Below are 18,056 nucleotides of genomic sequence, written 5' to 3'. Positions count from 1 at the left end.
GTTTTGGCAATGTTGCACATGCGCTATCGAATGGCTGCGTTGGCCTTCACTGTGAAGACCACATGCAATCGGCTGAACACGCTGTCGCGGCGAGCGACGTCAGCGAAATCTCGACCTCAAGCAGCCACCATGACACGGAGAGTTCAGGAACCGGAGAGTGCAATTCCCTTATTTGCCAAGCAGTTGTATTGCTCCCCCAGTACGGTGAAGCCGCGCAGGGTCAACGTGATATTGACCCAGAGTTCCACGTTGGAGCCCAAGCCAAGCTGAATGAACCAGATAGCCCGTACAGGCCCCCTGACGTTTGAAGCAGCGTAAATCCTTGCGGACGTAAGCGACAAGCACGTGCGGCTGTTCGCAATGTCTCGCAGCGTTACCAGCTTACAGAATGTCAGGACCAATCTATGAAAAAAAGATACTTAACAATAGGCCTATGCACCGTCGCTGCTGTCGCCGCTTTCACAACTCTTCGGCCCGGTTCAATCGAAGAGGCCGCACCACAGGAACCACTTGAAGGCGATGCTATGGTCGCAATTCAGATGCCGCCCATCGAGGGTAACGCTGAAATCGGCCAGCGTGTCTTTGAGGTCTCCTGCGCCTCTTGCCATGGTGTCAATGCGGTCGGTGTGGAAGGCGCAGGACCGCCTCTGATCCACAAGATCTACGAACCCAGCCACCACGCGGATGAAGCCTTTCAGAGGGCAGTTTCACAAGGTGTGAGAAGCCACCATTGGCAGTTTGGCGACATGCCGCCCGTGGAAGGTCTGACGCGAGGTGACGTTGCCATGGTGATCGCGTACATTCGTGAAATTCAACGTGCCAACGGGATAAATTGAGGACAGGACCATGAAAAAGTTCATAACACTCGCACTCATGGCTGCCCTTCCCAGCGGCGTACTCGCGCATTCCAAGATCGAAGAAACAACTCCTGCCGACGGAGCCACAATAACCACTGTGCCCGCTGAAATTGGCCTCAACTTCTCTAAGGATATCCGGTTGACACGGATACAGATGGCCCATGAAGAACACTTGGCCGTAAGCCTGGATTTGGGCGACCAGACAAATTTTGGTCAGGAGTTCACGATCCCACTGCCGAGCAATGGAACGGGCACCTATGTCATCGAATGGCGTGGTTTAGGTGAAGACGGCCATGCGATGCAGGGTGAGTTTTCCTTTACCGTGGAATGAGCATGCCAGACATTTGGGGTATTGCCTCGATCCTCGCAAAGCTAGGGCTCTACATCGGCTTTGCGGGGTCCACCGGGCTTGTGATTGTTAGTTACCTCTATTCCGGCTTTGTCGCACCGATAAGCCTCGGGATAAAACGCCAAGCTAGAGCCTTAGCGTGGCTTGCTCTCGCCGCAACGGTTGTTGGTTTCCTGCTTCGTGGAGCCGCCTTAACAGGCGGAGTTGACGGCATGGTCGATCCAGAAATGCTTGGTCTGCTTTGGCAGACATCCGTGGGAGACGCCTTTGTCTACCGCCTTATCGGCGCAGTGTTGATCCTTGTGGGGCTGTCTATTCCTCACTTTGGTCTATGGATCGCATTGTTGGGTGGCACGGTGGCTTTGTGGTCCTTTGCACAGATCGGGCACGTACCCGAACAAGAGAGTATTGGCATCCAGCTCTTGCTGCTATTGCACCTGCTATGTGTAGCCTTCTGGGTGGGCATATTTAGCCCGCTGCGGAGTTTGGCTCTCATGCCTGAACATCTGACAGATGCTGCTGGACTGGGGCACAGGTTTGGACAAGCTGCTGCATTGATTGTTCCGACTTTGATCGTGGCAGGTCTCTGGATGGCTTGGTTGCTTGTTGGCAATCTCCAAGGGCTCTTGTTCACTGGCTACGGGCAGGCACTGTTGTTCAAAGTGTTGCTGGTGGGGCTTTTGTTGATACTCGCCGCAGCGAACAAGCTCCGATTTGTTCCGTCCATGCAAAGCGGAGATGCTAAAGCAGCGCGACACCTCGCCCGATCTATCGAGGTGGAGGCAATAGTCGTATTAGTGGTTTTGGCGACAACAGCCACACTCACGAGCGTACTAACGCTTCCGAGTTAAGGTAGGCAGAGATGAACAAACACCTTTTCGCACTTGCTATATGCTGCATTGGTACCAGCATCGCTGCAGACCATGAGTTGTTAGATAGAGACCTCGCGAATGGGCAGGAACTCTATGCAGGGCACTGTGCCTCATGCCATGGAGGTAATCTGGAAGGCCAACCCAACTGGCAGACACCCGACGACGACGGAGTGTTGCCTGCTCCACCACATGACGTGACAGGGCACACATGGCACCATGATAACCAGCTACTGTTCGAGTACACCAAGCTAGGTGGGGCGGGCGCATTGGCAGCACGTGGCATTAAAGACTTCAACAGTGGCATGCCCGGTTTTGAGGGCATCCTGACTGACGAAGGTATATGGGACGTGCTGGCCTACATACGCTCCACTTGGCCTGACAATGTTCAACAGATGCCGGCCAGCCGCAACCTGCCGCACCAGTAGAAGGCAGTAGTCCGGTGTAGGTTTGGGCATGCACAGTTCGACGTAGCAGGTTGCGCACTTCAAAGTGTGACACTAGGGTGAGACACACTACAAACCAACACACCACAATAGTGTTTACTATCAGTGCATTAGGCGTTCGGCGGCGTTTCCCCTAGGCTCCACCAAAACTTCAAATCTATTGTTAGATAGCATTCGCTCGGGTATTTCGACGAAATCTGTTTCGCGATTCTACGGTTGCAGGACTAAAGAGTATTTTTCTGGATCTTTGGGCTAAGAATGCGGGAAATTCCACTTCGGACAAGCTCCTAAACGAACCGAAAAGAGTTGCTCTCTTTTGAGGGAAAATGGTGCCGGGGGCGGAATCGAACCACCGACACGAGGATTTTCAATCAAGTTACCTGACTTGATTTCAATAGGTTACAATAAATTGCATCACTTGGTGTATAACTTTTTTGAATTGGACGATGTAGCTTGAGTCTAAGGTTTTGAATTTTATAAGATATTCTCAACAAAGAATACGGCACCGTCCCCCTAGGTGTCTGACCTCAAACCTTCTTCTTGTCTCATCCATTGTATCTCGTGTTCATTTGTCATTGCCTATATCCTGCAGCTTATTCACGAGCACGATGCACATAGGGCGACACGGCTGGCGCACAAAAAGGAACCTCATGGTAGACATAGTCACACCTCAAGTTCGTTCCAGAATTATGTCACGCATTCGAAGCCAGAACACAAAGCCAGAAGTCGTATTGCGGAAAGCCCTGCACAATAGAGGGTTTCGCTACCGTCTAAATTCCCCAAAGCTGCCCGGCTCTCCGGACATCGTGTTTCCAAAGTGGCGAACCGTTCTGTTTGTCCACGGCTGTTACTGGCATCGACATGCCGGGTGTCGGAAAGCCACGAATCCATCCAGCAACATCGAATTCTGGAAAGAGAAATTTCAACGAAACGTGGAACGTGACGCACGTAACATTAGAGATCTTCTTGCTGCAGGATGGCGAGTAGGAATTGTTTGGGAATGCGCAATTGGTCGAGAACCGCCATATAACTTGTTAAAAAGGCTGGCAGAATTCATTGTTTGCAAACAACCAAACTGGATGGAGTTTGAATCTTGATCAACGCATCAACGACCCACTCCACGGCACTGATACTTGCTGTACAAGGGGTTACCCGCAAAGACGAATTCAGTGATTTGTAACATTGTCAGAATGCAGCGAGCACTCAGCTGCAATTGCTCTGACGGTCACCGCTGGTGACGGCCACCCGTGCTTGCCTCAGGTACGTCAAAATCCTACTATCGGAAAAAACAGGTTTAAACCGAGAGCAGCATCGCATGTATGACAACAAGCACATTCCTTGGGATATTTCAGAAGATCGCAGGCGCGAATACGCCCTTTCATCGAAAGAATCTCAAGCTGCTCGAAAACGTGCCGATGCTCTCGCTCAGAAGAGTCCAGAGAGCGCTCTGTCGGTTCGCTATGACCCAAATTTGGCCATGCCCCAAAAGAGAAAGAATGGCCTAAAAGTACTCTCCCTCTTCAGTGGTGGAGGTGGCCTTGATCTTGGATTTGATCGGGCAGGTTTCGGACACTATGCCTCTTATGAAGTTTTGCCATTCGCCGGGGCGACGCTCAAAGCAAACCGGAAAAAATGGAAGGTTCTTTCGGGATCGGATGGTGACGTCCGTCGTGCCAATTGGAAACACCTCAATGGCAAAATTGACGTAGTTCACGGTGGCCCGCCGTGTCAGCCTTTCTCTATCGCTGGTCGACGTGAAGGAAAGGCTGACGACAGAGATATGTTCCCAGAATTCATTCGGGCCATAGAAGAAATTCGCCCTAGGGCGTTTCTTGCAGAGAACGTTCTTGGCTTCATGTCTAAAAAGTTTGAATCTTATCGCGAAGAGGTTCTGCAAAAGTTAGGAGAACACTATAACGTGGTAGTATTTTCGCTCTCGTCAGCGGACTTCGGCGTACCACAAGTCAGGAAGAGAGTGTTCATTGTTGGCAGCCGCAAATCTGAGGGGCGAAAATTCGATCAATCCAAAATCGCAAAACCAAAAAAGAGATGGTCGGCGAGAGAAGCGCTTGGCTTGAGAAAAATCGGTACTGACGGCCCCGCTCCTACATTAAGATGTACCTTGACCGGACCTCGGCAAACTACGTCAATCGCCAATAGCACGGCATCAGTCATCAAGTGGACAGAACTCGGAATTTGGCCGCATGGAGTATCGCCAGATCGATCTATCGCCGACGCATTTCCAACAAAGAACCAAACCTACAGGCTTTGCGTGGAAGAATGTCAAATTCTACAAGGCTTTCCTTTGGATTGGGAATTCAAAGGGGCAACCTATCAGCGGCTAGGCCTTATTGGGAACTCGGTTTGCCCACCCGTTGCATACGCAGTTGCAAACTCCATACATGATCAACTGCTCAAAGACTGTTGAACCAAATCACGTAACGTTTCAGCGTGGTCCTCTGTGATTTTTGGAAACTTCTCTAGGACATTCTTCGGTATGTGCGGGTTGTTCAGCGTACTTCCCCGCTCAACCACATAAACGCACCTCATCTTTAGTATTTCCAACATTCGCTCCTTGGAATAACCACTCGGACGGTCAAGGAGTTCAATGTATTCGGCTTTGCTCAACTGCTTCTTGTGAAGAGCTTGAGCGTCTTCTAGGCTGTAGCAGTTCTTATCGCCGACCAATGCTGTAAGATCATCCAACGTGAGATTGGCGGCAGCAGATTGTGCTAGCTGAAAGTCGACTTCTATGTACTTCCGTTTTTCCTCAATCCAAGGCGCCATCATTTGCGGGGAAGCATATCTTGTGTAGCGCAGAGCATTGCCTTGCTTGGTATAGAACCCAAACAGCCAGTGTTTGTCCTTCCACTTCCTGATGTGGTTCATACCGAAGTCTCGAACAGTCGTCACAGAGTCTTTTGTGGTGCTTTTTAATTCGAACTTCAGCTCTCTCCCGCCGATCCTCAAAATTCCATCGGTATCTGACCTTGATCGCTCAGAGGATTGTTCCAGCTCGAAGAGCTCAATTTGCTCCAGCTCTCGCCTATCATCTTGTACTGCCATAATTTCTGTAACTTTTTTCGCAACGAGTATTTCTCCAAAGCGGTAACAAACGACGCTTCATCAAGCCAGAAAAAAATGGGTGGCTCCGTGCTACCGATCAGAAAGGCTGGCCATAGAGACGAGTATAAACTCCAACTGCCACTGACATGGCAGACGCGGTCATACTGGGTCGTGGAAACAACGCCAAAAAAATCTTCATGCGACCTCGACACCACTTGAAAACAATGCACTTATCCGAAAGTGTCCGAACACCAAAACTACCATGACTTGTGTCGTACAGCATCAGAGGGATTACCTTCGGATCGCTGGCAAGACCAAGATCAATGCCCCAACGTAAAGGTCTTTAGGAATAAAATGGCTAGCCTTCAAAAAATTGCACTCTATATTTTTTTTGACTCAGTTGAATCCGATTTGATTCAAAATATTCGAAAATTCACCCCTGAAAACAGAGAAAAGCTTCTCACACCACAGGAGCGAGAGAAGGCTATAGACAATCTGTCTAGAAGAGAAAGCTCACACAATTTGGAAGATGAGCTTGAGCTTCTCAAGGGTTTAGACCTTGGGGAGAAATACAGCATCCTAATGCGCCTAAAAGACATGATGGTCAACGACGCACGCCAACATTTTTCAAACATCAAAAAACACTTCGATCAATGTGTTTCAGTTAGAAATACCGTCATGCATGGCCGCCCTTTGACCATCGACGAATACTCAAAAGCCTTTGCGCTAACCAGTGAGCTGATCAAATATCCCGTCTATTGGCCCAAGCTTACAGAAGTACACAAGCGATATTCAAAAGATCCAAATTCAATTACAGAGGCCGCCATACAATATTTGGACGACTTTGGCTTTAGTGATACATTTCATAACCTTCCGCTTCCTGATTATGAAGATACCGGGTTCTTCCCAAGGAAGAAATTGGAGGCAGAACTGAAAAAGAAGATTTTAGGACGGCATCCAGTAGTTACAGTTCTAGGTGATGGAGGGGATGGTAAAACGGCTGTCACGTTGCAAACACTTTATGGCCTTTTGTCAAGCAACGATCACGACTTTGATGCCATTATTTGGGTCTCAGCAAAGTCCTCTCGACTAACTGCTTCTGAAATAGAACGTATTGAAACGGAAATAACAAACTCCATGGCAGTTTTTGGAGAAATAGCTGGACTATTTGAAGAAAACTCAGGGGACCCAATGGAAAGGGTTCTTGCACTTATGGGGGAGAACAAGATCCTCCTCGTCATTGATAACCTAGAAACAATCATTGACAAAAAGATCAAAAAGTTTGCAGAAGATATCCCCGGTGAAAGTAAATTAGTATTAACATCTCGTATTCCCCTTGGGTCAGATTTGGCTGTGCACGTTGATCCCTTCGGTGACAGCGAGGCCATTTCATTTCTGAGAGTTCTAACTTCCACATACAATATTAAGCCACTGAAGAAGGCGGGCGATGAAGAGTTGAAACATTTTGCAACTAGGTTGCACAACAAGCCGCTTCTCTTGAAATGGTTTGCATTGGGAGTTTTGTCTGGGTTAAACCCCTCAACAATTGTTAGAAACCCCCAGAAAGCGCTTAAGTTCTGCCTAGAAAATGTATTTGATGCGCTGTCGGCGCAAACAAAAAGGCACTTATCCGCATTGGTTTCACTTCCAAGAGCAGCGTCAATTGCCGTTCTGGAGCACGTAACGGAAGACGATGTTTTGTTACTCGAGGCAAGTCTAGCGGAGCTAATGCGCTTTGCAATTGTCGAGCAAGTATCTGAAACGAAATACGAAACAGCATTTCAAATTAAACCTTTAGCGAAGGCTTACTTGGTTCGCGTGTTAAAGGCCTCCTCAAGGGATTCAGAGGAAATCTTGAAGCGTTACAGGCAAATTGAAGGCATATATCAAAACGAACGGGGAGCCAAAGCACACAATAGGTATAATCCGAACCACTATACAGTAAGATCAAAATCCGAGGCCCTTGCAGTAAAAAAGCTAAAAACTGCTGTTCACCTAGGTAGACAAGACGATTTTTTGAAATCATTTTCTATTATTGATGACTTGAAAGTAACTCACCCAGACTATTTCGAAGTCAATAGAGTTGAGGCTTACATGGCCTCACTGAGTGGTGATAATGCTCGTGCACAGGATGCGTATATATCCGCTATCGAAATCGGTGAAAAACAACCACAAGTTCACCTACTATATGGCGGCTTCCTATTGAGAAAATTTGGAGATTATGAAGCCGCGCTTGAGCAGTTTCAGAACGCAATTGAATTGGATGGAGAAAGCTCGACATCGTATATAGAAGCAACCAGAGCGTCATTATACTTGTTCGACTTTGAGGGAGCTCAAAAATATTTGGACAAAGCTAGGGTCCATGCCCCTGCTGATCAAAAAACCCAATGCATCCTTTGCGATATGCAGGTTCAAATTCATTGGCGCAGAATGGAACATAGCTTAAGGCAAGGTGAGCTGAATGCGGCCTGTGGTTCTATCGACTCACTAGCAACATTTCTTCAAGGAATTGGATTTGATAGCATTGATTCAGTTTTGATCGAAAGATTAAAAAAATATCTTGGAACAATTCCTTCAATAGGAAGTAAGCTTAATGATGATTCAAACATAAAGCTAGAAAAACTAACGTCACAACTTAAGGACTTGTTGGCTTTGTCAGGCATATCTGAGCGCAAGGTAGGTGAAGGGGTAGATAATTATGGTCTGACAAAAGTTGGTGAACTTAAGAAAGCCGGTCTTCAATCAAGCTATGGATTCCTTGTTGATTTAGAAGGTGCCGAAACCTTTGTATATAGAGGCTCAACTGAGACGGAAGTCTGGAATGCAATGCTGCGTGGCGTGAAAGTAAGGTACGAAATTGAAACGGACAGCGATGGAAGAACGCGAGCGGGAAATGTCGCTTTGGCATAGTAATTCATTGATGGGAATCACGGTCATTCGCGTCACTCAAGGCAGCTAAGATCTTTAGTACTTTGGGGTGTTGTCCACCCATCCGAAAAATCTGACCCCTTCTACGACAAACCAACGTTTGTCGGTGACGGAGGGATGAAGCATGGTCGAGTATGTCGTCTATTATCGGGTTTCGACCGAACGGCAGGGGCGTTCCGGCCTCGGGCTGGAAGCGCAACGGGCGATGGTCGAGCAATTCCTCACCCCCGCCGATCAGGTGATTGCCGAGTTCACCGAAATCCAGTCCGGCAAACGGGACGACCGAGCCGAACTGTGGAACGCCATCAACCTTGTGAAGAAGACCCGCTCCAAACTACTGATCCCAAAGCTGGACCGGTTTTCACGAAAAGTGTCGTTCATCTCTGGGATCATCGACCAAGGGATTGAACTGGTCGTCTGCGAACACCCGAATGTCTCAACGTTCTTCCTGCACCTGCTGGCCTGCTTTGCAGAGGAGGAGCGCCGACAGATATCAGAACGTACCAGAGCCGCACTCAGAGCGGCAAAGAACCGGGGAACCGTCCTTGGCCGGAATGCACATGCATTGGCAGAGCAACGGCGGTCCGAGAAGCGGATATTCTTCGAAACGATCCGCATCGAATTTGAACGTGCGTTGGTCGAGGCTGGAACATATTCGGGAGCAGCACGACTGCTGAACGAATGGGATGTGAAGACGAACAAAGGAGGCTGTTGGCACCCACAGACGGTCAAGAATTACACCTGCTTTCGCAACAGTCTTGAATCAAAGTAATCTGTGATATGGGGCCCCGAGTGCAAAAAGCTCAAAGACTTAAAAGTCTGTTATTGGTTCTTTCATACTTCACGTCCAGCGGCACCTTTTGAGCCCATTGATTCAATTGGAGCACCCACAACCTTTCTAGCGATCACTGACATTGTGTACTTTCCCAATGGGAGTTGGCTCTTTCCATTGTTATCAGAAAGCTCTTCTTCAAAGTACGTGGCCTCAGGAAATAGCACCCCGTTGTAGATACCTGCGAGCCTCCACTCATTATCGACCCTTGTTACAATAGGGCCGCCAGACATACCTTTGGCTCCCGGACCATCAAGTAAGATATATCCGCGAGGGGCAAACAAGCATGCAGGAGATCGCCTCAGAAAAATTGGGTCAGGGCTGTTTTTATAGGGAGAATAAGCGTAAGGGTAGCCGACAATAAAGGCATCCTCAGGTACATCGAGGCGGTTCCTTATATCGTCCTGAGGTTTGAATGCGCCCGGCAACAAGTGTCTGTGGCTGCTAACATCGAACCTTACACAATCAAAAGTTGGAGGGGGCAAATCTACTGCGTCCAAACCTTCTTGAGAAGGCCCTTGGAGCCAAGTTGGTTTGCCACCTTTATCGTAGAGATCAAAATCGAACGTCTGAAGACCACCTATCGCCGTAATTTCTGGCGTTCTTTTTTCTATGCCTTGGGTATGAACCCTAATCACGTGTCTTTTCGGTGGTGCGTTCGAAGGCAGGTTATGCGGATCAGCCCCAGACACAACATGCCAACAAGTGTAGATGGAAGGAAAGTCCATCTCATCAACTACAATTCCAGACGCCCAACTCAAAGTATTATTGTTGGCATCCAAGGCCTCCAGCCGAACTACAGCATACGAAACGTAAGTAGAGTTCGAACGTACCGAAGTTGTAGGTAACAATTAGTCTTCCTTTTTTGACCGCTGCAATATTTTTTGTTGAAGCCAGAGCAAGTTGCCCCTGTTTTCATCAACCGCAACCAATGTTGAAATCGCGTACACTGGGTATTCATCACTTCGGTAGGGCTGACCTTCTTTGGCTATCTGCGATCCGAAACTACGGCAACACTTCCAATACCGTCTCGACCTTTTATCTGCAACTGACGCTGCAACGTCATATCCGCTTCTTGCACTGTCAGATCGAAGGCCGCTTTCGGTGTCAGAAACTGCTCGATGTCCAATTCGGGGAACAGTTTCAGCCTGATGCTTCTCAATACAGCAACGGATTGTGCCGTCCGGGGCACCTGATGCGGCACAAACGCCTTTTTCTTTCGGGCATTGTCCACATCTGATTTGTTGCAGGGGATGCCAAAACCATCATTTAGGATTTCCGCCAGTTGCTGCGCCCTGAGCTTGTAGGTTGGGAATATCTTCGTGTTCCCCATTGCATGTGGCTTAAGCTCATGCGTGCCCGCTTTCCGCAGCTTGTGCGCTATGATCAGGTCCCGGCGCAGACGTTTCAGCACACCATCTTCTTTGGCAATGTAAGCCCCAGCGGGACCCTGCGCTGCCAGCTTGCCTTCAAAGTACTCAGCCCATGTCCGGTAGTCGCTCACGCTCTTCAGGCAATGCCCGGACTGCTTGTTGTAGTCTGCCCAGATCGCCCGAGTGGTGTTGAACTGATTCACGGTGTCCCACGGCTGCGTTGAGAATGCCAAGTGATTGCGGCATTGCCCGTGTTCGGTTGCGACAGTCACATCACCAGCCGCCTCTGGTTTGCGCTTCCAGTCAAATTCCATCGACAGCCGTTTGGTCATCTCTTTGTCGACGAAGTCCATGCCCTTTTCGTACATTTCCCGGATGCCAGCACCCATTGTGACTGTCAGCGTGTCGGTTGGTTTACGATCAAAGAACAGATCAACGATTTTGCCATTCTGCTCCGCCTTCGACAGTTTGGCGTTCAGCTTGATACCTCCCTTGGCCAACACAACTCGTTCGTCTTCCTTGGGCACCATGCCAGTGCCATCCCAGTCAGCGGTTTCGGAGGGCCGCAATGTCGCTTGGCCTCTGGTCCGCCATCCTACGGGCTGACGGATGACATGCTTGACCTCATAGATGCTCCACTGCGCAGCCAACCCAATACGGGAAGTCAGGTATCTCCGGCCCAGCGTTCCTTTGGCAGCTTCCTTCATTTGCTCGTCAGTGGCCGTGGTCAAAAAGCCATCCGTCGTGACGCTGAAGATTTGCACATCTTCAGGCAACGCATTCATGATCTCACTCAGCACACCCCGACAGAAAGCCGTAATGAAGGCAGCATAGACCGGGTTGGTGATTGGGCTGGGCTCCAGACGCTTGGTTTCGGCATCCCGCAAATCGTATATCCGGCGCTCCCGCAAACCCTGTGCAGTCTTGCCGTATGTTGAATTGACTAGCTCCTTCCAGAACAGATTGTGCAGGGTCTTCTTCGGATGCTTGGCACGCTCCTCAATGCAGTGACGGGCAAACTTCAAAAAAGGTTTCTCAGCAGGGCCGTATTCCCTGCCGCCATCTTTTCTGCGGCTGAAAACACGGTCAGAGTCGATCCGCCGCCCTTCCACTAGTTCGATCTTAGCCCCTAGTTTCTTGGCCAGCAGGATTTCACTGATATGGGTGGTGCTGTTGCCCTTGCGGGGAAACAACAAGCCGTTCTCTGTGCGCACTGGCAAGACCGGATAACGAACGTCTTCCGGGAATTCAAAATTTACATTGGCAAAGGCCAGGTCTTCGACAGTCAATTCCCCGCCTAGCAGTTCGTCGGTGCTGGAGATGTGCGTGATCGTATCCCAATCAGGTTCACCGATCAGCGCCATGGCTGATGGATACGCACTGGTCAGATCATAGTCATACCAGACCCCTTCGGGTGCTGGACCAAACCAGAACTGCTCATTGCGGCCCCCATGATAACACTCGGTAAAGAAGTCTTCGCTCCAGAAAAGCTTCTGAACAGTCTTGGCTTCAGTCTTTGTCACATAGCGACCGCTTTTGTTGCTCCAGTACTTCTCCGTCACTTTCTCCTTGCCAACGATTTCCAGTGGATCGAGCCCTTGGGACAGCCAATGCTTCTGAATCAGGTCAACTCCAATCGAAGTCAGCGTGACGGGCAGCTTGAACTTACCCGTTTTTTCAAAATAGAGCCGGATCATGAGAACGGTGTATTGTGCCCACACCTCGGCATCCCGAATGGCATAATCCCGGAACAGCGGCCAATTGGTGTCCAGCAGTTCCCCCATATTTTCTTTGTAATATTGTTCCTGCTTGAGATCGTCGGACAGCTTCATCTTCTCAAAGCCAAGGATTTCGCCCAGCTTGGCAAGGCTTTTGGCTCCTGCTGGCGCAAGGGCAATCGTGTCCCGGATTTTGACATGCAGCCTGATTGGCTTGAGATTTTCACCCCGCTTCAGCTTGACCACTATTTTGTCGCTGACATTCATGAACAGGCTGCGGACATTCTCCAAGTTCATGGCTTTCCGGGACTTCTCGTCTTTGAAGTCGGAGAACCCCGGCACGTCCGCACGGGTGAAGTGGGCCACCAGATACACATCCACCGGCAGTTTCAGATTGGGATGCTGGGTAAAACCATCCCGCAATGCATGTTCCAAGAACTCGGCCAAGGTCAGCCGGTCGTCGTCAGATGGTCCATCGGGCCGCACAATGCCCGACCAATGCTGTTCTGCCTCTGCTTTGTCCGGCGTTATGACACGACAGCTATACTGATAGGACAGCACCTGATTGCGGACCACGGCCAAGCCATCCGCATTCTCAAATCCCTCTCGCTGGTACTCGGTATCAAAGCCGATCACGAGGTAACGCACGTGCTTCGAGTTCTTCTTGTTTTGGGGATAAAACTGATCAGGTCGAATAGTGAGTTTGGCTTGCATGGAACCCCGAGTTCAGATCAAAATGCTGGAACGTGCCACGCTGCGATAGCGGCAAAAATGGTAATTGTTAATCCCCTACACCCACACGGCACATTTACTATTTCGCAAGTGAAGACAACTTACTGTGCACCGCGTATCACGCGCTCTCGGAGTGGATTAGCGAACAAATAAGGCGCCCCTCAGCGCTGGACATTTGGTCACCAACACTTCATTTTTCAAAGAATGTTGCCAAATGATTTTCTACCGCCTCAACATTTCACGCCACCAAGCTGCCTGACATTTCCGGGCGCTCATTATCGCAGCGTTGAAACTATCGCCGACTTCTTCGAACTCATCAATCCATACCTCGGACCTGCTTCACGCTGGTGGTTTCGGGGCGAAAAGAAGGTTTACAGCGCGCCTTCATTGCCTGGGTTTGCGCGAGATTACGTCCAAACTCCCGGTGGGCAGCCGCCGACCAAAGACATAAATGATCTCGAACTGGTAGAACCTCCTGGTCAAGATGCAACTGGCCAACCTGTGTTGCTTACTTGTCTAACACGGCAAGAGCTTGACGTAATTAAATGTTTTCAGAACTCAGCGCCTTCCGACGAATACTACGAGAAGCTAGTCGGAGATGATCCAAACCATGCTGGGTGGTTAATCTTTGCTCAGCACTACGGTATGAAAACGCGCTTAGTGGATGTATCGACGGACCCTCTTGTCGCGCTCTACTTCGCGTCTGATCCATCAAGTGATACTGACGGGCGTGTTTGGATGTACCCCGATCCACCGAGTATCCACGGCATTCACCCGCCGAATACTATGCATGATGCCTTTGAGCCAGCAATCGCGGACAAGAAAGGCCTCGCATTTGCCCAAAACGGTCGCTTGCACGAATATCATAAGAGTCATGCGGGCAACTTATTAATCTCTTCAACATTCCTGTTTAACTTCGAGGCTCCGAACAGACGTGTAATCGCACAAAGAGGAAAATTTCTTTGGTCTGGCAGCCCCCTGCACCCCCTAACGCAGGGGGGTATCGGCGTGAACATTCCAGCAAATAGCAAAATCGGTATTCGCAACGCGCTTTCGGCCATGAGTATTAATGAGGACGAACTGTTTCCGCTCTAACAACAAAGCTGGATCATTTCGAACTGCAGCAATCGACGGCTGAGGCCTCATTTGCATGGGACCCCGAGTTCAGATCATGATGCTGGAACGTGCCACGATGCCATAGCGACAAAAATGGTGATTGTTAATCCCCCACAGCCATACGGCTCTTTTACTATTTTTTTCGCTGCGGATCACATGACCGTGGGAGAATTTGCCCCGACCCCTGCATAACGTGGGACATTCTCCCGAAATTGCGTTGACCCCGATTTAATCACAGATTCACGACCAAGTTCCGATCTGTTCCCCCTAAATAGACCATACGCAGACACACACCGCACACATCACCACATTGAACACAGCTCGTAGCTCTCTTGCATCAGGACCGCGATGCAAACCACATATAGACAGCCCGAAGCGTCATGCGATCAGAAGGTACTTTCCGCCGGATGGTGACGAACCGAATTCAGTAGGCCAGCAGACATGACGTCATCGAATAGTAGGGTCAGGAAACAGCGAAAGCGGGGGAAGGATGAAAGCCCCCATGATAGAGCCAGAGCAAAATAATTGTCATCACGAGACGGGGAAGTGCCGTCGCCGAGCTAGCCCCGCTGCCGTCCACGCAAAGCTAGCATATCGGTCCGCTGTTTAAGCAGCACGTAGGCTGAGACCGGATAACCGCCAGCCGTGCTTTGGAAAAGCAATCGTGTGTGGATGGTATGACAGAACCAACAGGTTCTTTCGGACTTCTCCTCAACGGATAGGAGAAGTATGTTCAAAATCCAAATTGACCCCCAAAAGGGAAAACATTCGCTCAGCGAATGTCTTGCGAAGCAAGAGATTGATCAATCATAGCCAGACGATTGCCAAAAGGTCGTTAGCCAACTTCACTGCGTGAAGTGCTTCGCATGTGCTAGCTTGTTTCAACCGGTTGGTTGGGCTGGCCGGGGAAAGTATTTGGTCCCATGGCGTTCGATCTGGTTTCTGTCAGGACCATGATTGAATGACGATTGCTACCTATCACCATCTACCAGCAAATGAATAGCCATCAATTTCACTTCGTGAAATGCTTCGCATGTACTTGATGATCTTGGTTCGATGATTGGGTTGGGTGGTCGATGCTCTTGATCCCATTGCCATCCATATTGGACCTGACAGACCTCGATAGGATCAACGCTTGCCAACCATCCCAATCGTCCAGCTACCGTTTCGCTATCAACTTCACTTCGTGAAGTGCTTCGCATGGTTTTGGTTTTGTCGCTCGTGGTAGATGCAAATCGGAAAGCAAAAGGTCCCATTGCGTTCCATCCGAACCCAACGGGACCATGTGAGTGTTCCAAGCAACTGGCTGATGTCACTTTCCGAACCGGCTGCGGATTGCTGTTGCAGCGGTCTCAAGGACCGCATCCAGCTTGCCATCGCTCGTGAGGGATTTCAGTTTTTCAAGGTTTTGCACAACGTCCTCTGTATCCGTGCACTTGATCGCTGACAGGCCCGGAGCCAGTTCGAGAGATGCTTTGCCATACCTCGGCGAAATGAACCAATCCCCTTTGCTCGACTGCCAGACCCAAGTGCTTTTCGCAGGGTTGCTGCTCTCACCTGCTGCTATTCCGGCCAACTGCTTGTCGATGGCTGCGATGAATTTCTGACGACGCTGATGGGACGGCTGGGTCGTCTTGGGCTTTTCTGCTGCTTCCAGATTGAATTGCTTCTCAAGTGCCATTGGGGGATCTCCTTTGCTACCCCAACGGCGTCTTATGGCTCACAATGGCAGACAACGGGCTTCGAGTTTGCACACCATAAAACTGACAACTCAATTACTCTAAGTCAGCCAACCCATCCCACGACAGCCGTATATTCTTCGAATCTCTTCTCGGAAGGTTTGTACGTTTGATCAAACGCCCTGAAACATTGAAGTCAGCGTCGATTTTGACGACAAGCAATGTGCTGAAGTGCCGATCATCCAGACGAACACTGGTTTGTTCCTTGGTATTGGTCGGGGCTATCGTTTTGATCTCCACAAAATCATCACCCATTCTTCCATCAGAGCCCTTGGCATGATTGTTGTGAAGCTTGATACCGTACATGATGGCGCCGAAAAGTTCACCTATGTCGCCATAAACATTGAGATGTTGTCCGGTGTCATTGAAGTAAGACTGCGCCAATGCAAGCAAGTCATGAAAATATGGAACTAGAGTAAGGTCGGCCTTTGGGTACCTGTGCCGAAGTTCTGCTTCCCGCTCTAATTCAGCTAATCGACTGTACCTGACCTCATCAGGATCAATAATACTGTCCCAACTGATCCACTCTCCATCAATCCAAAATGCGTTGTCTGGCCCCAGTACTTCCATTGATCCTCGTCCAAATATTCTTTTAGTATTAAAATCTTATCGTCCAAAAATAGAGTCTCACTCCCAAAATCCAAGTGCCGCCGACTGGAAACACCGACAGCGACAGAAGCACGACGTTACCTGCCCCTCACTCCCTGTGCTGCAAGTTCTCAATCAACTCTTTGGTCGGAGCCATGTTCTTCAGATAGAACCGCTCCAACTGATCAACCGACGTTCCAGCATTCTTAGCCAAGATAAGGTGCCCGACTTTTCCGTTCGATGACCTCAACCTAGCTTGGAAAGCATAGTGCCGTAGCGAATAGGGAGTCAGCTTCCGATCATCGTCCCACGGACCTGCCTTTTCCAGAATATGATCGAAGACAAAACGAGCCTTGTTTATCGCTGTTTGTCGATTTGGATACTCAGGCATCCACACATAGTCATTTTTGTCAGGGCTCTCATCACCATTGAAAGGAAGCGTTGACAGGTAAAGCGGAACTGCAATGGGCATTGTCACGCTGACACGTTTGCCAGTTTTCCCACTTCTAATATTCAGTTCCAGACAAGAAGGGTCAGTCCGAACCTGAACATCCTTGTGTTTTAGCCCGAATAGTTCACCCCGAGTAGGCCGAAGGAAGCTATGGACAGCGAACCGAAACATCTTAGCGTGGTGACCGGTGATCGTGACACCACGGACCCTGTCGCCACGTTTGGCACATTCGCCAGCCACCTTAAGAAACTGCCTGTATTCATCATCCGTGAAAGCGTGGCGGGGCGTGTCTTTGGTTTTCTGCCTAGGCATAACTGGCAACACGTTCAACAAGCCATCTTCGACGGCTAACGTAAGAACCTTACTGATGATGTAAGTGTGCTTCGACTTCGTGGAGTCTGCCAATCGCTTTGGCCGATTTTCATCGAGGTGAATTAGGTAATCCCGAACCATTCCTGTCGTGATCTTGCTGACATCGTATTTACCGAAATAACAGATGAGACCATCCTTGGATCGGTTCAGCAGTTTGTTGTCACCATGTGACCATTTGGACTTACCCTCCTGAACAGACATCAACTTTTTGGCATAGTACTCAAAGCTGGTAGCTTTCTTCTTGGCATGGTCACTATTGGCCTTGCTGCGGAACGTATCTGCAAATTCCTCAGCCGCCTCACGGGCTTCGACCCGTGATGTTTCTTTCGTGGAACGTAGAACATAACCACCTTTTATCGGGTCTCGAAGGCGAACATACCAATAGGGGCTACGGGCATACATTAGGATGGCCAGCCCTTTTCGCAGGTGTTTTATTTTGAGTATTCGATTTTTGGAATCTTTGGCCATGTCGGAACCGTTGGAGGAGTGCATACCCGTGCATAGCTTTTACGGGCAAAAATCCAAAGGCTCAACGCTCGTAATTTATAAAATATTTCAGATATTTAATGGTGCCCGGGGGCGGTGTTCTATTCCCGTTACAGGCACCCTCGTCAGGTCTC

Annotated in this window: 15 protein-coding genes; 9 read left to right on the top strand and 6 right to left on the bottom strand. The window is 49.5% G+C overall.

Features of this window, described 5'->3' with window-relative positions:
- The first annotated feature begins 404 nt into the window (after window positions 1-404).
- The 6 genes from GOV80_RS18990 to GOV80_RS18965 all read left to right on the top strand — a co-directional run bounded on the left by GOV80_RS18990 (window position 405) and on the right by GOV80_RS18965 (window position 4,949).
- The gene (locus tag GOV80_RS18990) at window positions 405-836 is read left to right on the top strand and encodes a c-type cytochrome (RefSeq protein WP_170787093.1); all 432 of its coding nucleotides are present in this window, start codon (window positions 405-407) and stop codon (window positions 834-836) included.
- A gap of 10 nt (window positions 837-846) precedes the next feature.
- Complete coding sequence (locus GOV80_RS18985; RefSeq protein WP_170787091.1) at window positions 847-1,188, top strand: copper resistance CopC family protein; 342 nt, start codon at window positions 847-849, stop codon at window positions 1,186-1,188.
- Window positions 1,189-1,190: 2 nt separating this feature from the next.
- Window positions 1,191-2,057: a copper resistance D family protein gene (locus tag GOV80_RS18980; RefSeq protein ID WP_170787089.1), complete on the top strand. Its 867-nt coding sequence runs from the start codon at window positions 1,191-1,193 to the stop codon at window positions 2,055-2,057.
- 11 nt (window positions 2,058-2,068) lie between these two features.
- Complete coding sequence (locus tag GOV80_RS18975; protein ID WP_170787086.1) at window positions 2,069-2,503, top strand: c-type cytochrome; 435 nt, start codon at window positions 2,069-2,071, stop codon at window positions 2,501-2,503.
- Between the two features lie 626 nt (window positions 2,504-3,129).
- Entirely contained in the window at window positions 3,130-3,618 is a 489-nt protein-coding gene (locus GOV80_RS18970; protein ID WP_336510178.1) for a very short patch repair endonuclease, read from the top strand.
- 218 nt (window positions 3,619-3,836) lie between these two features.
- Complete coding sequence (locus tag GOV80_RS18965) at window positions 3,837-4,949, top strand: DNA cytosine methyltransferase (protein WP_170787082.1); 1,113 nt, start codon at window positions 3,837-3,839, stop codon at window positions 4,947-4,949.
- Here GOV80_RS18965 and GOV80_RS18960 read toward each other — a convergent pair.
- Window positions 4,928-5,587: a hypothetical protein gene (locus GOV80_RS18960; protein ID WP_214648076.1), complete on the bottom strand. Its 660-nt coding sequence runs from the start codon at window positions 5,585-5,587 to the stop codon at window positions 4,928-4,930. The two genes, GOV80_RS18965 and GOV80_RS18960, sit on opposite strands and share 22 nt — an antisense overlap.
- A gap of 354 nt (window positions 5,588-5,941) precedes the next feature.
- Here GOV80_RS18960 and GOV80_RS18955 point away from each other — a divergent pair, with 354 nt between their 5' ends.
- The gene (locus GOV80_RS18955; protein ID WP_170787080.1) at window positions 5,942-8,497 is read left to right on the top strand and encodes a tetratricopeptide repeat protein; all 2,556 of its coding nucleotides are present in this window, start codon (window positions 5,942-5,944) and stop codon (window positions 8,495-8,497) included.
- 142 nt (window positions 8,498-8,639) lie between these two features.
- Entirely contained in the window at window positions 8,640-9,287 is a 648-nt protein-coding gene (locus GOV80_RS18950; RefSeq protein ID WP_170787078.1) for a recombinase family protein, read from the top strand.
- A 62-nt stretch (window positions 9,288-9,349) separates the two neighbouring features.
- Here GOV80_RS18950 and GOV80_RS18945 read toward each other — a convergent pair whose 3' ends face one another.
- Both GOV80_RS18945 and GOV80_RS18940 read right to left on the bottom strand, forming a co-directional pair.
- Window positions 9,350-10,129, bottom strand: coding sequence for a trypsin-like peptidase domain-containing protein (locus tag GOV80_RS18945; RefSeq protein WP_170787076.1), 780 nt, complete (start codon window positions 10,127-10,129; stop codon window positions 9,350-9,352).
- 206 nt (window positions 10,130-10,335) lie between these two features.
- Complete coding sequence (locus GOV80_RS18940) at window positions 10,336-13,152, bottom strand: DNA polymerase (RefSeq protein WP_170787075.1); 2,817 nt, start codon at window positions 13,150-13,152, stop codon at window positions 10,336-10,338.
- Window positions 13,153-13,374: 222 nt separating this feature from the next.
- Here GOV80_RS18940 and GOV80_RS18935 point away from each other — a divergent pair, with 222 nt between their 5' ends.
- Window positions 13,375-14,265: an FRG domain-containing protein gene (locus GOV80_RS18935; RefSeq protein WP_214648075.1), complete on the top strand. Its 891-nt coding sequence runs from the start codon at window positions 13,375-13,377 to the stop codon at window positions 14,263-14,265.
- A gap of 1,333 nt (window positions 14,266-15,598) precedes the next feature.
- On the opposite strand, the gene GOV80_RS18930 is transcribed toward GOV80_RS18935, so the two are convergent.
- The 3 genes from GOV80_RS18930 to GOV80_RS18920 all read right to left on the bottom strand — a co-directional run bounded on the left by GOV80_RS18930 (window position 15,599) and on the right by GOV80_RS18920 (window position 17,904).
- Window positions 15,599-15,967 (bottom strand): hypothetical protein, encoded by a 369-nt coding sequence (locus GOV80_RS18930; protein ID WP_170787071.1) that lies wholly within the window; start codon window positions 15,965-15,967, stop codon window positions 15,599-15,601.
- A 94-nt stretch (window positions 15,968-16,061) separates the two neighbouring features.
- Window positions 16,062-16,595, bottom strand: coding sequence for a hypothetical protein (locus tag GOV80_RS18925; RefSeq protein ID WP_170787069.1), 534 nt, complete (start codon window positions 16,593-16,595; stop codon window positions 16,062-16,064).
- Window positions 16,596-16,722: 127 nt separating this feature from the next.
- Entirely contained in the window at window positions 16,723-17,904 is a 1,182-nt protein-coding gene (locus GOV80_RS18920; RefSeq protein ID WP_170787067.1) for a tyrosine-type recombinase/integrase, read from the bottom strand.
- Window positions 17,905-18,056 lie beyond the last annotated feature (152 nt).

The organism is Ruegeria lacuscaerulensis, from assembly GCF_013034685.1.
Classification (GTDB): Bacteria; Pseudomonadota; Alphaproteobacteria; order Rhodobacterales; family Rhodobacteraceae; genus Ruegeria; species Ruegeria lacuscaerulensis_B.
The sequence above is the reverse complement of the archived record's forward strand: the minus strand, read 5'-3'. Positions and strand labels throughout refer to the sequence as shown.

Bases quoted from the DNA above. Each gene is read 5' to 3' on its own strand.
- GOV80_RS18985 (WP_170787091.1), top strand. From the start codon at position 847: ATGAAAAAGTTCATAACACTCGCACTCATGGCTGCCCTTCCCAGCGGC.
- GOV80_RS18955 (WP_170787080.1), top strand. From the start codon at position 5,942: ATGGCTAGCCTTCAAAAAATTGCACTCTATATTTTTTTTGACTCAGTT.
- GOV80_RS18965 (WP_170787082.1), top strand. From the start codon at position 3,837: ATGTATGACAACAAGCACATTCCTTGGGATATTTCAGAAGATCGCAGG.
- GOV80_RS18970 (WP_336510178.1), top strand. From the start codon at position 3,130: ATGCACATAGGGCGACACGGCTGGCGCACAAAAAGGAACCTCATGGTA.
- GOV80_RS18930 (WP_170787071.1), bottom strand. From the start codon at position 15,967: ATGGCACTTGAGAAGCAATTCAATCTGGAAGCAGCAGAAAAGCCCAAG.
- GOV80_RS18950 (WP_170787078.1), top strand. From the start codon at position 8,640: ATGGTCGAGTATGTCGTCTATTATCGGGTTTCGACCGAACGGCAGGGG.
- GOV80_RS18980 (WP_170787089.1), top strand. From the start codon at position 1,191: ATGCCAGACATTTGGGGTATTGCCTCGATCCTCGCAAAGCTAGGGCTC.
- GOV80_RS18920 (WP_170787067.1), bottom strand. From the start codon at position 17,904: ATGGCCAAAGATTCCAAAAATCGAATACTCAAAATAAAACACCTGCGA.
- GOV80_RS18935 (WP_214648075.1), top strand. From the start codon at position 13,375: ATGTTGCCAAATGATTTTCTACCGCCTCAACATTTCACGCCACCAAGC.
- GOV80_RS18925 (WP_170787069.1), bottom strand. From the start codon at position 16,595: ATGGAAGTACTGGGGCCAGACAACGCATTTTGGATTGATGGAGAGTGG.
- GOV80_RS18940 (WP_170787075.1), bottom strand. From the start codon at position 13,152: ATGCAAGCCAAACTCACTATTCGACCTGATCAGTTTTATCCCCAAAAC.
- GOV80_RS18960 (WP_214648076.1), bottom strand. From the start codon at position 5,587: ATGGCAGTACAAGATGATAGGCGAGAGCTGGAGCAAATTGAGCTCTTC.
- GOV80_RS18975 (WP_170787086.1), top strand. From the start codon at position 2,069: ATGAACAAACACCTTTTCGCACTTGCTATATGCTGCATTGGTACCAGC.
- GOV80_RS18990 (WP_170787093.1), top strand. From the start codon at position 405: ATGAAAAAAAGATACTTAACAATAGGCCTATGCACCGTCGCTGCTGTC.